Here is a 21,257-nt window from a genome sequence, read left to right as displayed (position 1 = left end):
CGGCGCGATCAGCCCCCGGCCTCCCGCGTCAGCAACGCGCGCTTGCGTGCGACGCCCCAGCGGTAGCCCGACAGGGCACCGTCCGACCGGACCACCCGGTGGCACGGGATCGCCACCGCCAGATGGTTCGCCCCGCAGGCCTGGGCGACGGCCCGCATGGCGGTGGGCGCCCCGATGGCGCGGGCGATGTCGGCGTAGGTGGCGGTCGCACCCACCGGGATCGCCCGGAGCGCCGCCCAGACGCGCTGCTGGAACGCCGTGCCGCGGATGTCGAGGGGCAGGTCGAGGCCGGTGCCCGGCGCCTCGACGAGGCCGATGACCCGGGCCATCCAGGCCTCGAATTTTGGGTCGCCGCCCTCGATCTCCGCCCCCGGGAAGCGATCCTGGAGGTCGCGGACCAGGGGCTCGGGCTCGTCACCGAGCAGGATCGCGCAGATCCCCGCCTCGGTGGCGGCGACCAGGATCGCCCCGAGGGAACAGGCGCCGACGCCGAACCTGATGCGGATGCCGAGCCCGCCCTTGCGGTAGGCGGCGGGCGCCATGCCGAGGCGCCCGGCGGCCTCCGCGTAGAACCGGCTCGCGGTCCCGTAGCCGGCCTCGTAGAGCGCCTCCGTCACGCTGGCCGCCTTGGGCAGGCTGGCGGCCAGCGCCTCGGCCCGGCGGGCGGCCGCGTAGGCCTTCGGGGTGACCCCGGTGGCGGCCTTGAACACCCGGTGGAAATGGAAGGCGCTCAGGCCCGCGGCGCGGGCGAGGTCGGCCAGCGGCGGCATCGTCTCCGCGGCGTCGATCAGGCGGCAGGCCCTGGCCACGGCCTCGGCCCGGCGCTCGGCCAGCCCGGGCTCGTCCGGCCGGCAGCGCCGGCAGGGCCGGAAGCCCGCGGCCTCGGCCTCCGCGCAGGTGGCGTGGAAGGTGACGTTCTCGGGCCTTGCCGCCCGGGAGGGGCAGCTCGGGCGGCAATACACGCCGGTGGTGCGGACCGCGTAGACGAAGCGGCCATCCGCCCGCCCGTCGCGGGCGGCGAGCGCCGCCCAGCGCTCAACATCCTCGGAAGCGGCGGTGGAGAGAGCGGCCATGGCCGCATTATGCGGTGTGCCGGCCGCGTTGGGGAGGGGCTTGGCGGAGGCGGACATGACGGGACCTGCCGGCTGCGTATATCGAGTGCCCGTCACCCTGCCGTCCGGCGGCCGGGGCCGCATCCCGCGCCTTGCTGCCGAATTCCCGATCGTCCTCCCGAGTGCGTCATGGCGTCGAGCAACACCGATCACATCCATGTCGGGCGGGACGGCTGGCTGTTCCTGAAGACCGGGACCAACGACATCCTCGGGCAGTTCGAGCGCCCGGAGGAGACCACCGACCTGATCTGGAGCTGGCGCAGCCTGATCGCGACCCGGGAGCGCCGGCTGCGCGCGCTCGGCATCCGCTACCGCCACGTCGTCGCGCCGGACAAGCTGCTGATCTACGACGATCGCCTGGACGGCATCGCCATCGCGCCGGAAGCCTCACCGGCCTACCGGCTGCTCCACACCGAGCCGCCGCTCGGCAGCCGTTGGCGGCGGGGCCTCACCGGCCTCTACGCGGATTGGCGCCGGCGGACGCGCTGGCGGGAGACCTGCATCGACCTGGTCACGCCAATGCGCGCCGCACGCGACGCATCCGACCTCTATTGCCGGACCGACACCCATTGGAGCTTCGACGGCTGCTACCTGGCCTATGCCGAGATCTGCCGGGCCTTCGGGACGGAGCCGCGGGCGGATCTGCGCGAGCGGCCCTTCACCCAGATCGACCACGATGGCGACCTCGGCAGCGCCTTCGACCCGCCCCGCCGGGCGCCGTCCCGGGCCTACCGGATCCAGCAGGATGCGGTGCGGACCTATGCCAGCCCGATCGTCGAGGCGCGGGAGAAGGCCGGGCTGCTGCACACGCTCCATGTCGGCGCCAACGTCGTCTACGGCAACGCGAAAGCGACCGACCCGCGCCGCCTGGCGCTGTTCGGCGACTCGTTCTCGCACGTCATGCCGTACATGCTGACGATCCTGCTCGCGGAGACGTTCCGCGAGGTCCACTTCGTCTGGAACACGTCGCTCGACTGGTCCTACATCGACCGGGCGAAACCGGACCTGGTCCTGACCGAGGTGGCCGAGCGCTTCATGGCCCAGCTGCCGGACGACAGCTTCTCGCTCGACGCCTACGTGCAGGAGCGGTTCGGCGCCGAGCTGGCGAACCGGGGCGCTTAGCCTTCCAGCTTCGCCATCAGCGCCTCGGACAGGGCGAAGTTGACGTAGACGTGCTGCACGTCGTCCTGGTCCTCGATCACCTCGACCAGGCGGATCAGCTTCTCGCCGGTCTCGTCGTCGACATCGATCGTGTTCTGCGCCTTCCAGATCAGGCCGGTGCGGGTCGGCTCCCCGAATCGGGCCTCCAGGGCCTTGGCGACCTCGCCGTAGGAATCCTGCGCGCAGACGACCTCGTGGCCCTCCTCGCTGGAGCTGACGTCGTCAGCGCCCGCCTCGATCGCCGCCTCCAGCATCGTGTCGGCATCGGCCACGCTCGCCGGGAAGCCGATCACGCCGACGCGGTCGAACATGAACGCCACGGCGCCGGTTTCGGCGAGGCTGCCGCCGGACTTGGTGAAGGCCGAGCGCACGTCCGAGGCGGTGCGGTTGCGGTTGTCGGTCTGCGCCTCGACGATCAGCGCGGCGCCGCCGGGGCCGTAGCCCTCGTAGCGGATGTCCTCGTAGTTCTCGCCCTCCGCACCGGCGGCCTTCTTGATGGCGCGCTCGATATTGTCCTTGGGCATGTTCTCGGCGCGGGCCGCGATGATCGCGGCGCGCAGGCGCGGGTTCATGGCCGGGTCCGGCGTGCCGAGCTTGGCCGCCACGGTAATTTCGCGGGCGAGCTTGCCGAACACCTTCGAGCGGACCGCGTCCACCCGGCCCTTCCGGTGCATGATGTTCTTGAACTGCGAATGGCCTGCCATGTTGCGTGAGACTTTGTTCGTTGGCGAAGGCGGGCCTGAGGGACCCCGCCGTCGCGGCTGTGAGGTCGCCGCGTTATAGGCCGCCGGCTTCCGACGAAGCAACGCGCCAGCTGATCGTCACGACAGGGGAAAGATCGCGTCCCCCGGACGTTGATGCACATCCGCAGCTGGAAACCCGATGTCGAGCCGGACCGAACACACCCATCCCGTGACGACCGCACGGGCCAGCGACCGCCGCTGGCTCAAGCTCGGAATCGCCACGCTGCTCGGCGCGGTGGCCGGCTCCATGCTGTTCGCCACCGAGGCCAAGGGGCGGCCCGACGCGCGCCGGCACTAGGCGGCTTCACCCGTCGGCCCGCGCGATCCTCCGACCCATGCGGGCAATGCCGCCTCAGGCCGCCCGGACAGTCGCCAGGAAGCGCCCGACCTCGGCGGTGAGCCGCTCCGATTGGCGCGACAGCTCGGAGGCCGAGTCCAGGACATCGCCCGCCGCCGCGCCGGTCTTCTCCGCCGCACCGGCCACGCCCGTGATGGTGCGGGTCACCTCGCCGGTGCCGGAGGCCGCCTGACCGACATTGCGGACGATCTCCTGGGTCGCCGCATCCTGCTCCTCCACCGCCGCCGCGATCGAGGCGGACACGGTGCTGATCTCCCGGATGCGGGCGGCGATCTGCCCGATCGCGGTCACCGCCTCGCCCGTCGCACCCTGCACCTGGCCGATCTGATGGCCGATCTCGTCGGTGGCCTTGGCGGTCTGGTCGGCCAGCGCCTTGACCTCGGACGCCACCACCGCGAAGCCCTTGCCGGCCTCCCCGGCCCGGGCCGCCTCGATCGTGGCGTTGAGCGCCAGCAGGTTGGTCTGCGCGGCGATGCCCGAGATCATGCCCACCACCTCGCCGATCTTAGCGACGCTCGCACTCAGAGTCCGCACGAGCGCGGCGGTCTGGTCCGCCTCGCCCACCGCGGCCTGAGCCAGATCGGCCGAATCCGAGACCTGACGGCCGATCATCTGGACGGAAGAGCCCAGTTCCTCGGCGGCCGCCGCCACCGTGCTCACGTTGGACGCAGCCTGCTCGGCGGCGGCCGCGACGGTGGTCGAGCGTTCCGCCGTGTCGGCGGCGGTGGATGCCATGGTCTGCGCCGTGGCCTGCAACGCCCCGGCCGAGGTCGAGACCGCGCTGATGATTCCCCCCGTGGCCTGCTCGAACACGTCGGCCATCTGGTGCATCGCCCCGCGGCGCTGTTCCTCGGCGACGCGCCGGGCCTCGGCGGTTTCCGCCTCCAGGGTCTTGGTCCGGATCAGGTTGTCCTTGAACACCTGTACGGCCCCGGCCATGGAGCCGAGCTCGTCCGCGTGCTGCGTGCCGGGCACCTGCGTCCCGAGCTCTCCGTCGGCGAGGCGCCGCATGGCCGCCGCCAGACCGAGGATCCGCCGTACCACGCGGAACTGCACGGTCAGGATCGCGGCTATCGCCAACCCGACCGTGAGGAGGATGGCCGCGACGGCGACGAGGAGATCCTGCCGGGCCTCGGCGGCGGCCGCGCGGGTCCTATCCACCGCGGACGCGATGACCGCGATCGCCGCATCCGATACGGCCTTCTGCCCTGTGACGACCCCGCCATCCCAGGCCGCGTTGGAAACCGGGATCTTCCGCCCTTCCGAGACGGCGGCGACAACCGCGTTCCGGAGTTCAGCCATGCGGCCGCCGAAATAGATATCGTTGGCCCGGGCATAGGTGTCGCGCACGGCTGCGTCGAAGCCGCCGATCTCGATGGTGCGCGCGGCAACTTGCCAAGCCGTCAGGGCCTGGGTGTCGGCAGCATTCAGTTGCGACGCTTCCGCAGGCGTAGCGGCACGACCGCTCGCCAAGAGCGCACTCACGATGGCGGCGCTGCGGCCACTGCTCGTCCGCGTGAGCCATATCGCGGCCCGGGCATCGAGGAAGCTTCCAAACGCGGAATCGAGAGCTTGGATCTGCTTTTCGATGGCGTCGGACGCGGCTTCGAGCGCGATCAGGAAGCGGTTGCCGAACTCGTCCAGCTGCTTGCGGAGGGCTGGATCGCGAGCTGCAAGGGGCTGATCGAGGGCCGGGTCCACGGCCGGGCGCAGCCGCCGCCACGTGTCCAGGAAGGATTGCAGCTCGACGCCCCGAGCCCGCAAGGCGGCATCGGGCATCCAGTTCAGATCGGTGAGCGCACCGTCGATCGCCGCGTCGAACGCCTGGCGGCCATCGCGGGCGGTCTGTCGATGGACCCGGTTGTCCTGAGGCTCCTCGAGAAGCGCGGTCATGTTCCAGCCGCGCTCGATCCGGAGCTGCGTCAGGCTCGTGAACAGATTGCGATCGATCGCCATATAGGCGGCGACCTGATTTGCCAGATCCGAGCGCGTCTTGCTTCTGAACAGTTGCGAGGCCGCCAGGCCGATCGCCACGGCACTGACGAGCGCGACAATCGCGACAATGATAAAGCGAAGCGAAAGCCTAGGCACGATCAAACACCAGAGTTGAGCGACCGAGATGCATACCTCTCGGTCGCACGAAAGGCCACGATTTTCTTACTTGCGGTTGCCAAAACGATTTATAATACAAAGGTCTTTTGTTTTGTATGTCTGTATCATTGCGGATAAATATTTGAAATTCAGCGAATCAATGCGGGATCAACGTCCCGGATATTTCGGCTCCTGGACGTTCAGCTCCGTACGAAACCGCGGCCAGAGGTATGCAACAGGCGCATAAGGCTCACGCGTATCGGCCGGCGCCTTCTCGAAAGCCGACATTCAAGAATGCCGGTCTCCCGAGCGGTGGAACGCGGGCCAGAAGATGCCGGGCGTGCCGGAGAAGCAGCGCGGAAAGCGGTCACCGTCTTCGCGCTTCTGGCCGGGCGGCGGGACGGAAGCTGTCGCGTCGCCGGCCGGCACGTCGATGAGGCAGACGAGGCCGGGAGTCCGCCAGTCGAGGTCGGCCTCCTGCGCCTGCGCTGCGCCGATGCTGAGAAGGATGAGCGGGGCGAGGATCCGCATCGGGTCCGCTCCAAGCACGAGGGCCGTTGCGGTCGCACCCGACGAATCGCCGGGACGACCGGACCGATCCCCGGGCACCATCCGGGCAATTCTGCGGCAGGCGCTCCAGCACGCCCTCCGGACAGGCGCGGCGGGCGGATCCCGCCTCAGGCCGCCCGGACAGTCGCCAGGAAGCGCCCGACCTCGGCGGTGAGCCGCTCCGATTGGCGCGACAGCTCGGAGGCCGAGTCCAGGACATTGCCCGCCGCCGCGCCGGTCTTCTCCGCCGCCCCGGCCACGCCCGTGATAGTGCGGGTCACCTCGCCGGTGCCGGAGGCCGCCTGACCGACATTGCGGACGATCTCCTGGGTCGCCGCATCCTGCTCCTCCACCGCCGCCGCGATCGAGGCGGACACCGTGCTGATCTCCCGGATGCGGGCGGCGATCTGCCCGATCGCGGTCACGGCCTCGCCCGTCGCGCCCTGGACCTGGCCGATCTGATGGCCGATCTCGTCGGTGGCCTTGGCGGTCTGGTCGGCCAGCGCCTTGACCTCGGATGCCACCACCGCGAAGCCCTTGCCGGCCTCCCCGGCCCGGGCCGCCTCGATCGTGGCGTTGAGCGCCAGCAGGTTGGTCTGCGCGGCGATGCCCGAGATCATGCCCACCACCTCGCCGATCTTGGCGACGCTCTTCGTGAGCGCGGTGACGAGCGCGGCCGTGTGGTCGGCCTCGCCCACCGCGGTCCGGGCCAGATCGGCCGAGCCCGAGACCTGCCGGCCGATCTCCTGCACCGAGGCACCCAGCTCCTCGGCGGCCGCCGCCACCGTGTTCACGTTGGACGCGGCCTGCTCGGCGGCGGCCGCGACGGTGGTCGAGCGTTCCGCCGTGTCGGCCGCGGTGGATGCCATGGTCTGCGCGGTGGCCTGCAACGCCCCGGCCGAGGTCGAGAGCGTACCGACGATTCCGCTGGTGGCCTGCTCGAACACGTCGGCCATCTGGTGCATCGCCCCGCGGCGCTGCTCCTCGGCGACGCGCCGGGCCTCGGCGGTTTCCGCCTCCAGGGCCTTGGTCCGGATCAGGTTGTCCTTGAACACCTGCACGGCCCCGGCCATGGACCCAAGCTCGTCCCGGCGATCGAGGCCTGGCACCTCCGTCCCGAGCTCTCCGTCGGCGAGGCGCCGCATGGCCGCCGCCAGGCCGACGATCCGCCGGACGACACGGAACTGCACGATCAGGATCGCCAGCACGGCCAATCCGGCAGCGACCACGATCGCCGTGACGGCGACGGCGAGGTCCTGGCGGGCTTCGGCGGCGGCCGCCCGCGCCTTGTCGACGGCAGAGCCGATGACCGCGGCCGCCGCCTCCGAGACCGCCTTCTGGCGGCCGAAGATCCCTGCATCCCAGTCCGCGCTCGGAACCGAGATCTTGCGGCCGGCCGCGAAATCGGCCGCGACCGACGCCTGGACCTGGACCCATTGCGGATTGGCGTGGGCCGCCTTCGCGCGGGCATAGGCCTCCTTCACGGCAGCGGCGAAATCGCCGATCGCGATGACGCGCTCGGCGACCCGCCAGGCCGTGAGGGTCTCCGTCTCGGCGGCATTCAACCGGACCGCATCCGCGGGCGTGGGGACACGACCGCTGGCCATGATCTCGCCGACCAGGGACGCGGTCCGGCCGCTGCTCGTCCGTGAGAGCCACGTCGCCGCCCGGGCATCGATGAAGCTGCCGAAGGCGGGGTCGAGCGCCTGGATCGTCCGCTCGGTCATGTCGGATGCGGCTTCGAGCTCGGCCAGGAAGCGGTCGCAGAGCTCGTCCAGCTTGGTGCCCAGGGTCCGGTCCCGCGCCGCGACGGGCACATTGAAGGCCGCGTCCACGGCCGGACGCAACCGCCGCCACGCGTCCACGAGACCCTGGAGGTCGACGCCCTTGGCCTTGAGGGCGCCGTCGCGCACGTCGCCCAGCTCGGCCAGGGCCGCGTTGACGGCCGTGTCGAACGCGGCGCGCCCCTCGAGGGCGGTCTGCCGGTGGAGGCGGAGGGCATCGGCTTCATCCAGAAGCGCGATCTTGGTCCATCCGCGCTCGGTCCGAAGCTGGTTGAGGCTGGCGAAGAGATCGCGGTCGATCGCCATGTGCTGGGCGACCTGCGTCGCGATATCGGATTTCCTCCTGTTTCCACCGACCTGCATGGCGGCCAGGACGATAGCCAGAAGACCGACAAGCGAGACGATCGCCATGAGAAGCATGCGAATCGTTATTCTAGGCATGGTCGGCCGTCCGTCTCAGTAGATACCTTCGTATAAATCTAAGCTTAGCTCATGTCTAGAATTTTGTGATCCAACTTTATTTTCGACATCCGATAGTAATGATCGCCATATCGCAAAAACTTATCACTACGCCAATCGGGATACAACTTCATATAGAAACGCATCCGGGTAACCGGCATTCATGATTGATCGGATGGAGGCTGGAAACTTGTCGTCCGAGAGTCGGGCGGGGCTTTTCGCCCACCCTTGCTCTGCGATCCGGCGTCGCCGGGAACCCGCGCGGGACCAAGCCGGATCCGGGCGGCCCACCTTCGGGCGTGCGGAAGCGCGCGGCAAAGCGGGCGATGACGGCTCGAAGCCGCGGCCGGATGCTCGGGTCTCCCCCTGCCCCGCTACGATCCGGGCCTCGCGCTCGGCGGCCCATGCCGGAGATGACCGAACCGCTCGAGCGATCCCGGCCAAGCTTCGGGGGGCGTAAGCATCGCGTTCCGTGCAAGCCGGTGGATCGCCGCCTCAGCGCAATCCCGCGTGCCAGTCCCTCAGCGCGGCCAGCGTCACCACCCGGTCCGGCCATTCCAGCCCGGCCAGGTGCCGGTGCGGGTGACCGGGCTCGCCGAGGTCGGAGAGTGCCGAGAAGGCGCCGTCGAGACGATGGCTGTCGGTGTAGCGGCTTCGGGTCGCCAGGACCGGCAGGCCGGCGGCGCGGGCCGAGGCGATGCCGGGGGCGGAATCCTCGAAGGCCACCGCCTCCGAGGCCGGCACGCCGAGACGGTCGAGCGCCAGCAGGAAGACGTCGGGGGCGGGCTTCTTGCGGTCCGCCTCGTCGCCGGCCGCGATCACCGCGAAGGGCGCATCGGAGGCCGGAAAGTTCGCCGCCAGCAGCCGATCGACATTCGGCCGGCTGGTGGTGGTGGCGATGGCCAGCCGGAGTCCGCCAGCCCGGGCCTCGGCGATGAGCCGGGCGATCCCCGGGCGCAGGGGCAGCCCGGTCTCGGCCATCAGGTCGCCATACGCGATCGTCTTGCGGGCGTGGATCTCGGGCGCCTGCGCGTGGAAGGACGCGGCCTCGCCGGGATGGCGCGTATCGATGTAGTGGCTGAGCCGCTCCTTGCCGCCCATCACGGTGAGCAGGTCGGCGTAGAGCGCCGGGTCCCAGCGCCAGGGCAGGTCCAGCGCCGCGAAGGCGCGGTTGAAGGCCTGCCGGTGCAGGTCCTCGGTCTCGGCCAGCGTGCCGTCGACGTCGAAGATCAGCGCCTTCAGCACGAGAGATCGCGGCCGGAGGCGCCCTCCGCGCCGGCCCGGATCGCCGCGATGCGCTCCGCATAGGCGTCGGGACCGCCGCTGAAGACCGCGTTGCCGGCCACGAACGTGTCGGCGCCGGCGCGGCTCGCCGCCTTCACGGTCTCGGCATCGATGCCGCCATCGACCTGGATGCGGATGTCGCGCCCGGCCACCATGGCGCGGATCCGCGCGACGCTCTCCATAGTGCTCTTGAGGAATTTCTGCCCGCCGAAGCCGGGATTGACGGTCATCACCAGCACGAGATCGACCATGTCGAGCACCGGCTCGACCAGGGCGGCGGGGGTGCCGGGGTTGATCGCCACGCCGGCGCGCTTGCCGAGGTCGCGGATGGTCTGGAGCGAGCGGTGGATATGCGGCCCGGCCTCGGCATGGACCGTGATCCCGTCGGCCCCGGCCTCCGCGAAGGCCGCGAGATACGGGTCGGCCGGCGCGATCATCAGGTGCACGTCGAAGAATTTTTGCGTGTGCGGGCGCAATGCCTTCACCACCGGGGGGCCGAAGGTGATGTTGGGCACGAAGTGGCCATCCATCACGTCGAGATGGATCCAGTCGGCCCCGGCCGCGTCCACCGCGCGGGTCTCCTCCGCGAGGCGGGCGAAATCGGCGGACAGGATCGACGGGGCGATGACGGGAGGCAGCATGGGATATCCGGGATCGGGCGTGCGCGCACAGAGGCCGACAGGTTTCGCCCCGTTTACGTCGCCTCGCCGGCGGTTCCTACCCCCGCGTTTGGCCCTGCCGGATGAGCGCGATGGCGGTCTTCGCTGCCAGCGTCAGGGGCTCGGGCGGCGCCTCCAGGGCGAACCAGTCCAGGCCGTCGTGCTTGTCCGGCTCGATCCCGATGCCGAGTTCCTCGGCGACCTCGCGCTTCACCGCGTCGGCCACAGGCTCGAACAGGTCGACCTTCCCGCCCGCCAGCCCCCAATGCCCGGCCTCCGGCTCGGCTCTGTCGGTAGCCAGGATCGTCATTGCGAGCGCAGCGAAGCAACCCAGTGATCCGCCACGTCTTGGGAGCGCACGCTGCCCTGGGTTGCTTCGCTGCGCTCGCAATGACGGCGGGGAATGATTGGCTGAGAGATCAGTGCAGGACCAAGTGCAAGTTGCATGGCTGCGTCATTCCGAAACGACGGAGGCGAGCCCCCCTCCCTGCAATCAGGGAGGCCCCATCCCAGAAAATCACGCCAGACGGCGGCGGCGTTCCACGAGTTGCATGATCATCGGCGTCAGGATCAGCTGCATGGCCAGATCGAGCTTGCCGCCCGGGATCACGATGGAATTGGCCCGGCTCATGAAGCTGTCGTGGATCATCGACACGAGATAGGAGAAGTCGATCCCCTTCGGATCCTTGAACCGGATCACCACCATCGATTCGTCGGCGGTGGGGATCCAGCGGGCGATGAACGGGTTCGAGGTGTCGACGGTGGGAACCCGCTGGAAGTTGATGTCCGTAAACGAGAATTGCGGGCAGATGGTCTGCACGTAATCGGGCATCCGGCGCAGGATCACGTCGGTCACCGCATCCGTGGAATAGCCCCGGAACGAGCGGTCCCGGTGCAGCTTCTGGATCCATTCGAGGTTGATCACCGGCACGACGCCGATCTTCAGGTCGGCGTAGCGGGCGATGTCGACATCCGGGTCGGCCACGCAGCCGTGCAGACCCTCGTAGAACAGCAGGTCGGAATCCGGCGGGAACTCCTCCCAGGGGGAGAAGCTGCCCTCCGGGATGCCGTAGGCCCGGGCGTCGTGCTGGTCGTGGGCGTAGTGGCGGGTCCGACCGGTGCCGCTCTCGGCGTAGCTGCGGAACACCGCCTCCAGCTCGGGCAGCAGGTTCGCCCGGGGCGCGAAATGCGACAGCGTCGGCTCGCGCGCCATCATGGCCCGCATCGTGTCCCGGTCGAAGGCGTGGAAGCCGTCGCCCTCGATGAACACCGCGCGCACGTCCTCCCGGCGGAAGATCTGCTCGAAGGTGTTGCGCACCGAGGTGGTGCCGGCCCCGGAGGAGCCGGTCACCGAGATGATGGGGTGCCGCGCCGACATGGTTCTGGACTTTGCGTTGCGTCTACGACCGCATCAGCCCGCGCTGGCCGAACAGCGGCGAGCGGCCGGCATCGGGCTTGCCGCCGGCATAGTAGGTGGCCACGCAATCGACCTCCTCGGTGGAGCCGCAGACCAGGGGCGCGCGCTCGTGGATCCCGGTGGCCACCAGGTCGAGGATGCGGGTCTGGCCGTCCGTCGCGGCCCCGCCGGCCTGCTCGACCAGCATCGCCACCGGGGCGACCTCGTAGAGCAGCCGCAGGCGGCCGCGGGCGTAGTTCTTGCGGGCGTCGCCCGGATACAGGAACACGCCGCCCCGGGTCAGCACGCGCTGGATGTCGGCCACCAGCGAGGCGAGCCAGCGCATGTTATAATCCTTGTCGCGCGGCCCCTCGGTGCCGCGCTGGCAATCCTCGATATAGGCCTTCACCGGGGCGTCCCAGTGCCGGGCGTTGGAGGCGTTGATCGCGTATTCCTTGGCCGAGGCCGGGACCGACATGGCCGGGCTGGTCAGGCGGAACACGCCCTCGGCGCGGTCGAGGACGTAGGATTGCGTGCCGTCGCCCAGGGTCAGGATCAGCGCGGTGGCCGGGCCGTAGGTCACGAAGCCGGCGGCGATCTGGGCGGTGCCGGGGGTCGCGAACGAGGCGAGCGGGTTGGCCGGATCCTTGATCGACGGGCGGATGCCGAAGATCATCCCCACCGCCATGTTGACGCCGATGTTGGACGAGCCGTCGAGCGGGTCGATGGCCACCGCCAGCGGCGCGTCCGGGTTAAGCCGCATCACCTCCTCGGCCTCCTCGGAGGCGACCTCGGCCACGGGGGCGCCCTGCAGGGCGGCGGTCACGCTCTCGTGCGCGATCACGTCGAGCGCCTTCTGCACGTCGCCGTCGCTGTTGTGATCGCCCGCCGCCGCGAGGTCGCCGCCGAGCGCACCGCGCCCGATCAGGGCGCTGATCTCCACCGCCGAGCCCGCGATCGCACGGATCACCGCGGCGGCATCCTTCAACGCCGGGTTGGTCTCGACCGCCTGCGCCAGGCAGGTCTCGAGAGGTGTCCCGATCGCTGCTGAAATTGCCATCGGCCTATCTCTCCTGCTGGGATCCCGCCTGCCGGGATCGCGCGTTCCGCGCCGGGTCTGTAGCGACCCCTCTATCACCATGATAGCGGGCGGCGCGCCCCGATCGACAAGAACCGGAGACGCCACGCTCAAGATTTCTGGGGGATCTTGTGTCATAGGACAAAAAAAACGAGACCTCCGCCATGCGCAATCTCTCCCTCAAGCAGCTCCAGGCGGTGGCGGCGGTGGCCCGCCTGGGTACCATGACCCGGGCGGCCCAGGAGCTGAACGTCACCTCGGCCGCGCTCTACGCGCGCATCCGGCAGCTCGAGGAGGAGGCCGGCCTGCTGCTGTTCGACCGGACGCCGGGCGGCCTCAAGCCCACCGATGCCGGCCGCGAGATGCTCTGGGCGATCGACAGCATCAACACCGTGCTGGAGACCTGCACCGACCGGCTGCGGACCCTGCGCGGCGCGGAAGGCGGGCGCGTCGCGCTCGGCGTCGTCTCGACGGCCAAGTACTTCGCGCCCCAGGTGATCGCCGGCTTCGTCAAGAAGCATCCGGGCGTCGAGATCAGCCTGTCGGTGCGCAACCGCGGCCAGACCGTCGAGGCCCTGCGCGGCTACGAGATCGACTTCGCCGTGATGGGCCGCCCGCCCCGGGACTTCCCGATCGAGGCCGCGACCTTCGGCCCGCACCCGCTGGTGCTGGTGGCCGCTCCCAGCCACCCGCTCGCCGGCCGGACCGGCCTGTCCCGCGAAGACCTGGCCGACCAGCCGTTCTTCTTCCGCGAAGAGGGCTCCGGCACGCGCACGGTCTTCGAGGAGTTCATGAGCGGCATCCTGGTCAAGCGCGCGCTCCTCGACATCGATACCGGCTCCAACGAGACGATCAAGCAATCGGTGATGGCCGGGCTCGGGATCGCGCTTCTGTCGGTGCATTCCGTGGCGGCCGAGGTCGAGAGCGGCCGCCTCGCCCTCCTCGACGTCAAGGGCCTGCCGATCCGGCGCGACTGGTACGCGGTGCGCCGGGCCGACAAGGTGCTGGGGCCGGCGGCCTCCGCGGTCTGGTCCTACCTGATGAGCGACGGTGCCCGCATGCTGCCGGGCGTGGCGCTGCCGGACGCCGCCGGAGCCAAGGCATGAGCGCGGCCGGCATCGTCGTGGCCGGCGCCGGCCAGGCGGGCTTCCAGCTGGCCGCCTCCCTGCGCGAGGGTGGCTTCCGGGACCCGATCACCCTGGTCGGCGACGAGACCGCCCTGCCCTACCAGCGACCGCCCCTGTCCAAGGCCTATCTCGCCGGCAAGACCGACGCCGAGGGCCTGTTCCTGCGCCAGCCCGGCTTCTTCGCCGAGCACGCCATCGCCCACCGGCCGGGGATCCGGGCCGTCGCGATCGACCGGGCCGGGCGGAGCCTGCATCTCTCGGACGGCCAGAGCCTCGCCTACGACCACCTGGTTCTGGCCACCGGCGCCCGCAACCGGCCGCTGCCGGTGCCGGGGGCCGATTTCCCGAACGTGCGCCAATTGCGCGGCCTCGCAGACGCCGACGCGCTCCGGACGGCGCTCGGCGAGGCCAGGGCGATCGTGGTGATCGGCGCCGGCTTCATCGGGCTGGAATTCGCCGCCGTGGCCGCCGCCCGGGGCCTGTCGGTGACCGTCGTGGAGGCGGCCGACCGGCCGATGGCCCGGGCGGTCTCGCCGGAGATCGCGCAGTTCTTCCGCAGCGCCCATGAGGCGATGGGCGTGCGCTTCGCGTTCGGGGCCGGCGTGACCGCGGTCACCGGACGGGACGGCCGCGCCACCGGCATCACCCTGGCCGATGGAAGGGAGCTGCCCGCCGACTTCATCCTGATCGGCATCGGCGTGCTGCCGAACCGGGAGCTCGCCGCGGAGGCCGGTCTTCCGGCGGAGGACGGGGTGCGGGTCGACGCGTTCCTGGCGACGCCCGATCCGGCGATCTCGGCGATCGGCGATTGCGTCCGCTTCCCGAGCCCGTTCGCCCACGGGCTCAGCCCCGACGGCACCGTGCGGATCGAGTCGGTGCAGAACGCCATCGATCAGGGCCGCTGCCTCGCCGCGCGGCTCAACGGCAAGCCGGCGGCCTACGGGGCGCTGCCGTGGTTCTGGAGCGACCAGGGCCCGCACAAGCTGCAGATCGCCGGCCTGTCCGGGCCCGGCGATGCCAGCGTGGTCCGGGGCTTAAGCCCGGCATTCTCGGTGTTCCGCTTCCGGGACGGAGCCTTGAGCGCCGTGGAATCGGTCGACCGGGCCGCCGACCACATGATCGCCCGGCGCCTGCTGGCGGCGGGCACGCGGCTCACCCCGGAGCAGGCGGCCGATCCCGGCTTCGACCTCAAGGCGCTGGCGATGGCGCGGCCCTGAGCGGCCCGGTCAATCCGAGAAGGCGATCTTCGGGCCCGGCCGCTGGAGAGCCGCCGCGGTGGCGATCCCGAGGGCCAGGATCGTGACCGCGCAGGCGGCGAGCGCCCCGAACTGCCCGAGCTGCAGCAGCGCCTGGCCCAGGACCGCGACCCCGAGCGCCTGACCGCAGAAGAACGAGAAGGCGTGCAGCGCCACCGCGGAGGCGCGGGCGGTCGGCGCGACCTCGGTCACCTGGGTCTGGAAGGTGTTGTGCAGCATGTAGAAGCCGAGCCCCATGGCGGTGAGCGCCGCGCAATCGACCTGCCAGCTTCCGGCCAGCCCGACCACGGTGAGCGCGGCGCCGCAGATCAGCCCGCCGCCGATCAGCATCCGGGGCATGCCGAGCAGCCGCACCAGCAGCCCGACCAGGGCCGAGTAGAGCAGGCCGCCGATGGCGAAGCCCGCGAGCACCAGGCCGGCCTCGCGCGGGCCGCCCTCGCCGCGGGCCTCGATCAGCGGGGCGAGATGCGGGAACACGCCGAAGATCGCGATCGCCTCGATGAACACCGCCGAGAACAGGATCCGGGCGCGCGGATTGGCCAGGATGGTGCGGTAGCGCCGCACCGCCTGCCCGAAGGCCGGGCGGCGGGCGGGGGCGCGGCCGGTCCGGTCGAAGCCGAACACCGTCGCGGCGCAGGCGATGGCGGCGACCAGTGCGGTCACGGCGAACACGCCGCGCCAGCCGATCGCGACCTCGATCAGCCCCGCGAAGGTCGAGCCGGTGAGCTGCCCGAGGATCGCCGCCACCAGGAAGCGCCCGATCGCCACCTGCCGCCGGTCCATCGGCACCCGGTCGCCCAGCAGCGCCAGCGACAGCGGGATGCAGCCGCCCGCCGCCGCCCCCGCCAGCATCCGCAGGCCGAACAGGGCGCCGATATTGGGGGCCAGGCTGCACAGGACGAGGGCGCCCGCGAGCACCGCCAGGCAGACGCTCATCACCCGCTCCTTGCCGAGCGCGTCGCCCACCGGGCCGAGCACCGGCTGGATGAAGGCGTAGGGCAGCGCGAAGGCGGTGGAGAGCAGCGCCACCGTATGCGCGTCGCTGCCGAGGTCCCGGGCCAGCACGCCGACCAGGGGCTCGACCGAGCGCAGCGCGAAGGTGCTGCCGAACCCGGCGCAGGCCAGCACGACGATCAGGCGCGGGATCGAGCCGGCGGCCGGCTCCGGCGCGCGGGTCGCGGGCGGCGTGAGGGCCGGCTCTTGGCGGTCGAGCATGGGGCGGATTCGCAAGGCGGGCGGAACTCGATGCGGCATCGCATCTCCTTGCCCGAAGCGGAACCCCACCGGGATCAGTGCACGTAGAAGGCCGGGTCCGAATTGTCGCTCGGATGCTCGAACGCCCAGCGGAGCGCCGAGGACAGGGGGATGTTGTAGGTCAGCCCCCGCGGCGGCACCGGCTTGAGGAACCAAGTCTCGTAGATCGTCATGATCGCGGGGCTGCGGTAGAGATCCGCGGTGGCCTTATCGACCACCGCCTTGAAGGCCGGGTCGTCCCGGCGCAGCATGATCCCGTAGGGCTCCGGATCGGACAGGGTCTCCTGGCTGATCACGTAGGCCGCCGGATCCTTCGACTGGGCTGCCACGACGCTGAGTTGCACGTCGTCCATCACGAAGGCCGCCGCCCGGCCGGTCTCGACCATCAGGAAGGCCTCCGGCACATCCTTGGCGGCGATCACCGTGATGCCGAGCTTGCGCTCGTTGTTGGCCTTGATCAGCATCAGGATGTTGGTCGAGCCGGCCACCGACGAGACCACCTTGCCGCGCAGATCATCCAGGCTGGCGAACTTCTGGTCCTTCCGGGACACGAACCGGGTCGCCGTGAGGAAATGGGTGTTGGTGAAGGCGACCTGCTTCTTCCGCTCCGCGTTGTTGGTCGTGGTACCGCATTCGAGATCGGTGGTGTTGTTGGTCATCAGCGGGATGCGGGACGAGGAATTCACGAACTCCATCGCGACCTCGAGCCCCGGCATCTTCAATTCACGCTTCACGGCGTCGGCGATCGTCCGGCAGATATCGACCGCGAAGCCGACGACCTTCTGGTTCTGGTCCAGGTAGCTGAACGGCGGTGAGCTATCGCGCACGCCGAGCACGAGCCGGTTGCTGTCCTTGATCTTCTTGAGGGTGCCGGTCAGCGGGTCGGCCTGCGCCGCCGGGGGTAGGATCGCGAGCAGCACGGCGAGGATCGGGGTGAGCAGGCGCATGGGCTGGCGGGCTCCGGGATCGTGCATCGGGGCGCCGTCCGAGCTGGGCGGCGGGGTGCCCGACCGCGTGCCGGAACGGGCGCCCGCCTATCCCTCAGCAAGAGTCCGGCCGCGACAATGCCGAACGGTGGGCCGAAGACCCGTTTCCGACCACATCGGGCCGCTTGATGCCGGTTATCGCCCGGATTCATCCGCGTGCAGCACCGGCAATGTCCGCAGGGCCTCGGTGGCGTAATCGAGGAAGGCGTTCACCCGGGCGGGCCGGAGCCCCTGGCTCGGGGTCACGAGCTGGACCGGCATCGGCGGCGGTTCGTGGGCCGCGAGCAGGCGCACGAGGCGACCGGCGGCGATGTCCTCGGCGGTCTGGTAAGAAAGCACCCGGGCGATGCCCCGGCCGGCTCGGGCCGCGATCAGCGCCGCCTCGATCTCGTTGACGATCAGCCGTGGTGCCAGGCGCACGCGGTTGGTCCCGAAGCGCCATTCGCGCAGATTGGCCCGGACCATGCCCAGGATCGTGTCGTGGTCGCTCAAGTCGGCGGGCGTCCGGGGCGTGCCCCGCGCCGCGAGGTAGCTCGGGCTCGCCACCACGACCTCGCGCACCTGCCCGACCCGCCGCGCCACGAGGCGGGATTCCGCCAGCTGCCCGATCCGCAGGGCGACGTCGATGCCCTCCTCCACCAGGTCGAGGTTGCGGTCGGCCAGCACCAGCTCGACCTGCACCTCCGCGTAGGCGTCGAGGAAGCCCGACACGATCGGCGCGACGTGCTTGCGCCCGAACAGGACCGGGGCCGTGACCCGCACCAGGCCGCGCACCGCGTCGCCCGCCACCCCGGAGACGGCCGCCTCGTAGCCCGCGAGCAGGCTGCGTGCCCGCTCGGCCAGTTCGAGGCCCGCCGGGGTCGGGGCGAGGCGCCGGGTCGTGCGCTCCACCAGCCGAGTCCCGGCCCGCGTCTCCAGGCTCGCCAAGGCTCGGGTCGCGGCGGCGGCCGAGCGGCGCGACCGGCGCGCAGCCCCGGCGAGGCTGCCGGCATCGATGATCGCGACGAAGAGGGCGAGCTCGTCCAGCCGGTCCATGGATCATTTCAGAAGCTGAAATTCTGACTGCCACAGGTTCCGGATTATCGCCGCCCTTTGCAAGAGCCATATTCGGGCCTCACTGGAGACCCCGACCATGTCCGACCCCGACCTGACCCTCTACGGCCTGCGCCTCTCGGGCCATTCGCACCGCGCGGAACTGTTCCTGTCCCTGCTGGGGCTGCCCTATCGCTTCGTCGAGGTGGCCAGCGCGGAGCAGCGCGCGGATTCCGCATTCCGGCGCCTCAACCCGCTGGGCCAGATCCCGGTCCTGACCGATGGCGCGGCGGTGATCCCCGACAGCAACGCGATCCTGGTCTACCTGGCCGCGCGCTACGCGCCGGAGAACGGCTGGATGCCGGCCGATCCGTTGGCCGCCGCGGAAGTCCAGCGCTGGCTCTCGATCGCCTCCGGCGAGGTCCGCACCGGGCCCGCCCTGGCCCGGCTGATGGTGGTGTTCGGCGCGACCGCCGACCGGGCGGCGGTCCACGCGACCGCGGCCCGGATCCTCACCTTCATGGATGGGCATCTGGCAGAGCGCCGGTATCTCGCCGCCGAGCGGGCGACGCTCGCCGACATCGCCTGCTATTCCTACGTCGCCCACGCCCCCGAGGGCGGCGTCTCGCTCGCGCCCTACCCGGCCGTGCGGGCCTGGATCGCCCGGGTGGAGGCCCTGCCGGGCTTCATCCCGATGCCGGCCTCTGCCATCCCCGAACAGGCGTGAGGTGCGCCATGGCCAATTTCCACGCAGACGAACTCATCGCCCAGGCCCAGGCCGGGCACATCCTGGGCGGGACCCCGGCGATCCGGCCGTTCATGCCCGATCAGCACCGCCTGTTCTTCGCGGGGCTCCCCTATCTCCTGATCGGGACCGCGGACGCCGCCAGCGCGCCGGTCGCGACCTTCCTGACGGGGCCGCCCGGCTTCGTGCACAGCCCGGACGCGACGCATCTCGCCATCACGGCGATGCTCGACCCCGCCGATCCGGCGGCCGAGTTTCTCGTGCCGGGTGCCGAGGCCGGGATCCTCGGCATCGACCTGGCGACACGGCGGCGCAACCGCGCCAACGGCCGCATCGTGAGCCGCGACCGGGGCGGCCTGACCGTGGCGGTGGACCAGAGCTTCGGCAATTGCCCGCAATACATCCAGCGGCGCGCGGTCGAGCCGGTGCGGCGCGAGCCGGGCCCGACCGAGATCCTGTCGGCGCTGGATCCGGAGGCCGGAGCGCTGATCGATGCCGCCGACACGCTGTTCGTGGCGACCCGGTCGCGGGACGGCTTTCGGGAAGGCGGCGCCGACATCTCGCATCGGGGCGGGCGGCCGGGCTTCGTCCGGCGCCGCGGCGACGTGCTGACGGTGCCGGATTTCTCCGGCAACCTTTACTTCAACACCCTGGGCAACCTGATCGGCGAGCCGCGGGCGGCGCTTCTGTTCCTCGACTTCGCCAGGGGCGACCTGCTGGTCCTGCAGGGGCGCACCGAGATCGACTGGACGGGCGCGACGGGCCTCCTCGGCGCGCAGCGCTCCTGGTCCATCACGGTGACGGGGGGCTGGCGGCGCCGGGCTTCCGTTCCCCTGCGCTGGAGCGCGCCCGAGCCGGCGCCGCAACTCGCGCGCACCGGCATCTGGGCCGAGGCCGAGCGGGTCTGATCGTCAGGCCGCGCCGGCAGCCGCAGCCTCGTGTTCCTGGGCGAGCTTCGCATCCGCGGCCGCGACGGTCTGGAAGGCCGGGCGGCCGCGGACACGGGCGACATAGGCCGACAGAACCGGATCGGGCGCGACCAGGCCGAAGCCCATCGTCCAGCCGAGCGCGCTGCCCCACAGGATGTCGGCGGCGCTGAAGCGCTCGCCCAGCAGGTACGGGCCCGGCTTCAGCGCCTCGGTGATGCGCGCGATGACGCTGTCGTAATCGGCATAGGCCGACATGGCCCGCGGCCCGGGCTCGCGCTTGAGATGGCGATCGATGACGGCGGGCTCGAAGCAGGAGCCGTAGAACACCATCCAGCGCAGATACGTCCCCCGGGCGGGATCGGTGAGGGCGGGCGCGAGGCCGGCCTCGGGGAACAGGTCGGCCAGATACAGGTAGACCGCCGCCTGCTCGGTCACCAGCGCCTCGCCGTGGCGGATCGCCGGCACCTTCGCCATCGGGTTGATCGCGCGATAGGCGTCTCCGAGATGCTCGCCCGCCCGCATGTTGAGCACGTGCAGGCGATGCGGCGCGCCCAGTTCCTCCAACAGCACGCGGACACCGGTCGAGCGCGTATTGGGCGCGTGATAGAACGCGATCTCCGGCGTAAGCGTCATGGATGATCCTCCAGAATTCTCTGACTCGCGGCGCGACACGCTTCGTCCCGCGGGCGAGGCGGGTCAATCGTGCAGCGCGCCGATCCGGCCCGGCAGAACATCCCGGCGTGGCCGATGCCGTTCTGTACGGGGACCTCTCTTCCGCAGGGACCGGAATCGCGGCAGGGACGTTGGGCGTTTGTGCGTTGCCGCGCGTTGGGCTGCCGGCCGGCTCAGCGCGACCCGGGGATTCGAGTTCTGATGGCGAAGATACTGTTGGTCGAGGACCATGAAGAGATCTGGGACTTCCTGTCCCGACGCCTCAAGCGCCGTGGCTACGAGGTGATCCTGGCCCATGACGGCGAGGCCGGCGTCCAGCAGGCCCGGTCGGGCCAGCCCGACGTGATCCTGCTCGACATGAACCTGCCGATCCTCGACGGCTGGTCGGCGGCGCGGGCGCTGAAATCCGGATCCGACACGCGGGCGATCCCGATCATCGCGCTCACCGCCCACGCCATGTCCGGGGACCGGGACAAGGCGATCCAGGCGGGCTGCGACGACTACCATCCCAAGCCGGTCGATTTCTCCAAGCTGCTCAGCCAGATCAGCGCCGCCCTGGGCGAGACCGCGCAAGCGGGCTGA

Annotated in this window: 21 protein-coding genes; 7 read left to right on the top strand and 14 right to left on the bottom strand. The window is 70.6% G+C overall.

The features are described from left to right. Positions 1 to 8: 8 nt before the first annotated feature. Positions 9 to 1,073 carry a bifunctional DNA-binding transcriptional regulator/O6-methylguanine-DNA methyltransferase Ada gene (ada, locus tag BMZ47_RS19940; protein WP_091863963.1) on the bottom strand — a complete coding sequence of 355 codons (1,065 nt, stop codon included), beginning with the start codon at positions 1,071 to 1,073 and terminating at the stop codon, positions 9 to 11. Between the two features lie 168 nt (positions 1,074 to 1,241). On the opposite strand from ada, the gene BMZ47_RS19935 reads away from it, so the two are divergent. Further along, on the top strand, positions 1,242 to 2,234 hold the full coding sequence (locus BMZ47_RS19935) for an alginate O-acetyltransferase AlgX-related protein (RefSeq protein WP_091863912.1): 993 nt from the start codon (positions 1,242 to 1,244) through the stop codon (positions 2,232 to 2,234). On the opposite strand, the gene BMZ47_RS19930 is transcribed toward BMZ47_RS19935, so the two are convergent. Further along, entirely contained in the window at positions 2,231 to 2,977 is a 747-nt protein-coding gene (locus BMZ47_RS19930; protein ID WP_007558666.1) for a YebC/PmpR family DNA-binding transcriptional regulator, read from the bottom strand. The genes BMZ47_RS19935 and BMZ47_RS19930 overlap by 4 nt on opposite strands. 178 nt (positions 2,978 to 3,155) lie before the next feature. Between BMZ47_RS19930 and BMZ47_RS28655 the strand changes: the two genes are divergently transcribed. After that, positions 3,156 to 3,314, top strand: a complete 159-nt coding sequence (locus tag BMZ47_RS28655) for a hypothetical protein (RefSeq protein ID WP_167369066.1) — start codon at positions 3,156 to 3,158, stop codon at positions 3,312 to 3,314. A gap of 54 nt (positions 3,315 to 3,368) precedes the next feature. On the opposite strand, the gene BMZ47_RS19925 is transcribed toward BMZ47_RS28655, so the two are convergent. From BMZ47_RS19925 to BMZ47_RS19890, 8 genes are all read right to left on the bottom strand, one after another. Next, positions 3,369 to 5,465, bottom strand: a complete 2,097-nt coding sequence (locus BMZ47_RS19925) for a methyl-accepting chemotaxis protein (protein ID WP_091863962.1) — start codon at positions 5,463 to 5,465, stop codon at positions 3,369 to 3,371. Positions 5,466 to 5,753: 288 nt separating this feature from the next. Next, on the bottom strand, positions 5,754 to 5,996 hold the full coding sequence (locus tag BMZ47_RS19920; RefSeq protein ID WP_091863911.1) for a hypothetical protein: 243 nt from the start codon (positions 5,994 to 5,996) through the stop codon (positions 5,754 to 5,756). Between the two features lie 146 nt (positions 5,997 to 6,142). Next, positions 6,143 to 8,218 (bottom strand): methyl-accepting chemotaxis protein, encoded by a 2,076-nt coding sequence (locus BMZ47_RS19915; RefSeq protein ID WP_244536882.1) that lies wholly within the window; start codon positions 8,216 to 8,218, stop codon positions 6,143 to 6,145. A gap of 534 nt (positions 8,219 to 8,752) precedes the next feature. Next, positions 8,753 to 9,502 carry an HAD-IA family hydrolase gene (locus tag BMZ47_RS19910; protein WP_091863909.1) on the bottom strand — a complete coding sequence of 250 codons (750 nt, stop codon included), beginning with the start codon at positions 9,500 to 9,502 and terminating at the stop codon, positions 8,753 to 8,755. Further along, positions 9,496 to 10,182, bottom strand: a complete 687-nt coding sequence (rpe, locus tag BMZ47_RS19905) for a ribulose-phosphate 3-epimerase (RefSeq protein WP_007565697.1) — start codon at positions 10,180 to 10,182, stop codon at positions 9,496 to 9,498. Before rpe ends, BMZ47_RS19910 begins: the two co-directional genes overlap by 7 nt. Positions 10,183 to 10,258: 76 nt before the next feature. Next, positions 10,259 to 10,510 (bottom strand): NUDIX domain-containing protein, encoded by a 252-nt coding sequence (locus BMZ47_RS19900; RefSeq protein WP_091863908.1) that lies wholly within the window; start codon positions 10,508 to 10,510, stop codon positions 10,259 to 10,261. A 207-nt stretch (positions 10,511 to 10,717) separates the two neighbouring features. Then, positions 10,718 to 11,578 (bottom strand): phosphoribulokinase, encoded by an 861-nt coding sequence (locus BMZ47_RS19895; protein WP_091863907.1) that lies wholly within the window; start codon positions 11,576 to 11,578, stop codon positions 10,718 to 10,720. Positions 11,579 to 11,600: 22 nt separating this feature from the next. Beyond that, complete coding sequence (locus BMZ47_RS19890) at positions 11,601 to 12,656, bottom strand: class 1 fructose-bisphosphatase (RefSeq protein ID WP_091863906.1); 1,056 nt, start codon at positions 12,654 to 12,656, stop codon at positions 11,601 to 11,603. Positions 12,657 to 12,838: 182 nt separating this feature from the next. Between BMZ47_RS19890 and BMZ47_RS19885 the strand changes: the two genes are divergently transcribed. Then, entirely contained in the window at positions 12,839 to 13,780 is a 942-nt protein-coding gene (locus tag BMZ47_RS19885; protein WP_007565705.1) for a LysR family transcriptional regulator, read from the top strand. Further along, positions 13,777 to 15,018 (top strand): NAD(P)/FAD-dependent oxidoreductase, encoded by a 1,242-nt coding sequence (locus BMZ47_RS19880; RefSeq protein ID WP_091863905.1) that lies wholly within the window; start codon positions 13,777 to 13,779, stop codon positions 15,016 to 15,018. The genes BMZ47_RS19885 and BMZ47_RS19880 overlap by 4 nt, the downstream gene beginning before the upstream one ends. 9 nt (positions 15,019 to 15,027) lie before the next feature. Here the strand turns inward: BMZ47_RS19880 and BMZ47_RS19875 are convergent, their stop codons facing one another. From BMZ47_RS19875 to BMZ47_RS19865, 3 genes are all read right to left on the bottom strand, one after another. After that, entirely contained in the window at positions 15,028 to 16,272 is a 1,245-nt protein-coding gene (locus BMZ47_RS19875; protein WP_244536881.1) for an MFS transporter, read from the bottom strand. A gap of 74 nt (positions 16,273 to 16,346) precedes the next feature. Further along, positions 16,347 to 17,258, bottom strand: a complete 912-nt coding sequence (locus tag BMZ47_RS19870) for an amino acid ABC transporter substrate-binding protein (RefSeq protein ID WP_007565711.1) — start codon at positions 17,256 to 17,258, stop codon at positions 16,347 to 16,349. A gap of 174 nt (positions 17,259 to 17,432) precedes the next feature. Then, positions 17,433 to 18,332: a LysR substrate-binding domain-containing protein gene (locus tag BMZ47_RS19865; protein WP_091863904.1), complete on the bottom strand. Its 900-nt coding sequence runs from the start codon at positions 18,330 to 18,332 to the stop codon at positions 17,433 to 17,435. A gap of 97 nt (positions 18,333 to 18,429) precedes the next feature. Here BMZ47_RS19865 and BMZ47_RS19860 point away from each other — a divergent pair, with 97 nt between their 5' ends. Both BMZ47_RS19860 and BMZ47_RS19855 read left to right on the top strand, forming a co-directional pair. Further along, entirely contained in the window at positions 18,430 to 19,056 is a 627-nt protein-coding gene (locus BMZ47_RS19860) for a glutathione S-transferase family protein (RefSeq protein WP_091863903.1), read from the top strand. A gap of 8 nt (positions 19,057 to 19,064) precedes the next feature. Then, complete coding sequence (locus tag BMZ47_RS19855; protein WP_091863902.1) at positions 19,065 to 19,982, top strand: pyridoxamine 5'-phosphate oxidase family protein; 918 nt, start codon at positions 19,065 to 19,067, stop codon at positions 19,980 to 19,982. A gap of 3 nt (positions 19,983 to 19,985) precedes the next feature. On the opposite strand, the gene BMZ47_RS19850 is transcribed toward BMZ47_RS19855, so the two are convergent. Next, positions 19,986 to 20,636 carry a glutathione S-transferase family protein gene (locus tag BMZ47_RS19850; RefSeq protein WP_091863901.1) on the bottom strand — a complete coding sequence of 217 codons (651 nt, stop codon included), beginning with the start codon at positions 20,634 to 20,636 and terminating at the stop codon, positions 19,986 to 19,988. Between the two features lie 240 nt (positions 20,637 to 20,876). Here BMZ47_RS19850 and BMZ47_RS19845 point away from each other — a divergent pair, with 240 nt between their 5' ends. Further along, positions 20,877 to 21,257, top strand: coding sequence for a response regulator (locus BMZ47_RS19845; RefSeq protein ID WP_007565721.1), 381 nt, complete (start codon positions 20,877 to 20,879; stop codon positions 21,255 to 21,257).

It is taken from the genome of Methylobacterium brachiatum (genome assembly GCF_900113845.1).
In the GTDB taxonomy this organism is placed as follows: Bacteria; Pseudomonadota; Alphaproteobacteria; order Rhizobiales; family Beijerinckiaceae; genus Methylobacterium; species Methylobacterium brachiatum.
Note: the sequence above shows the minus strand (reverse complement) of the source record. Positions and strands in the feature narration are given on the sequence as shown.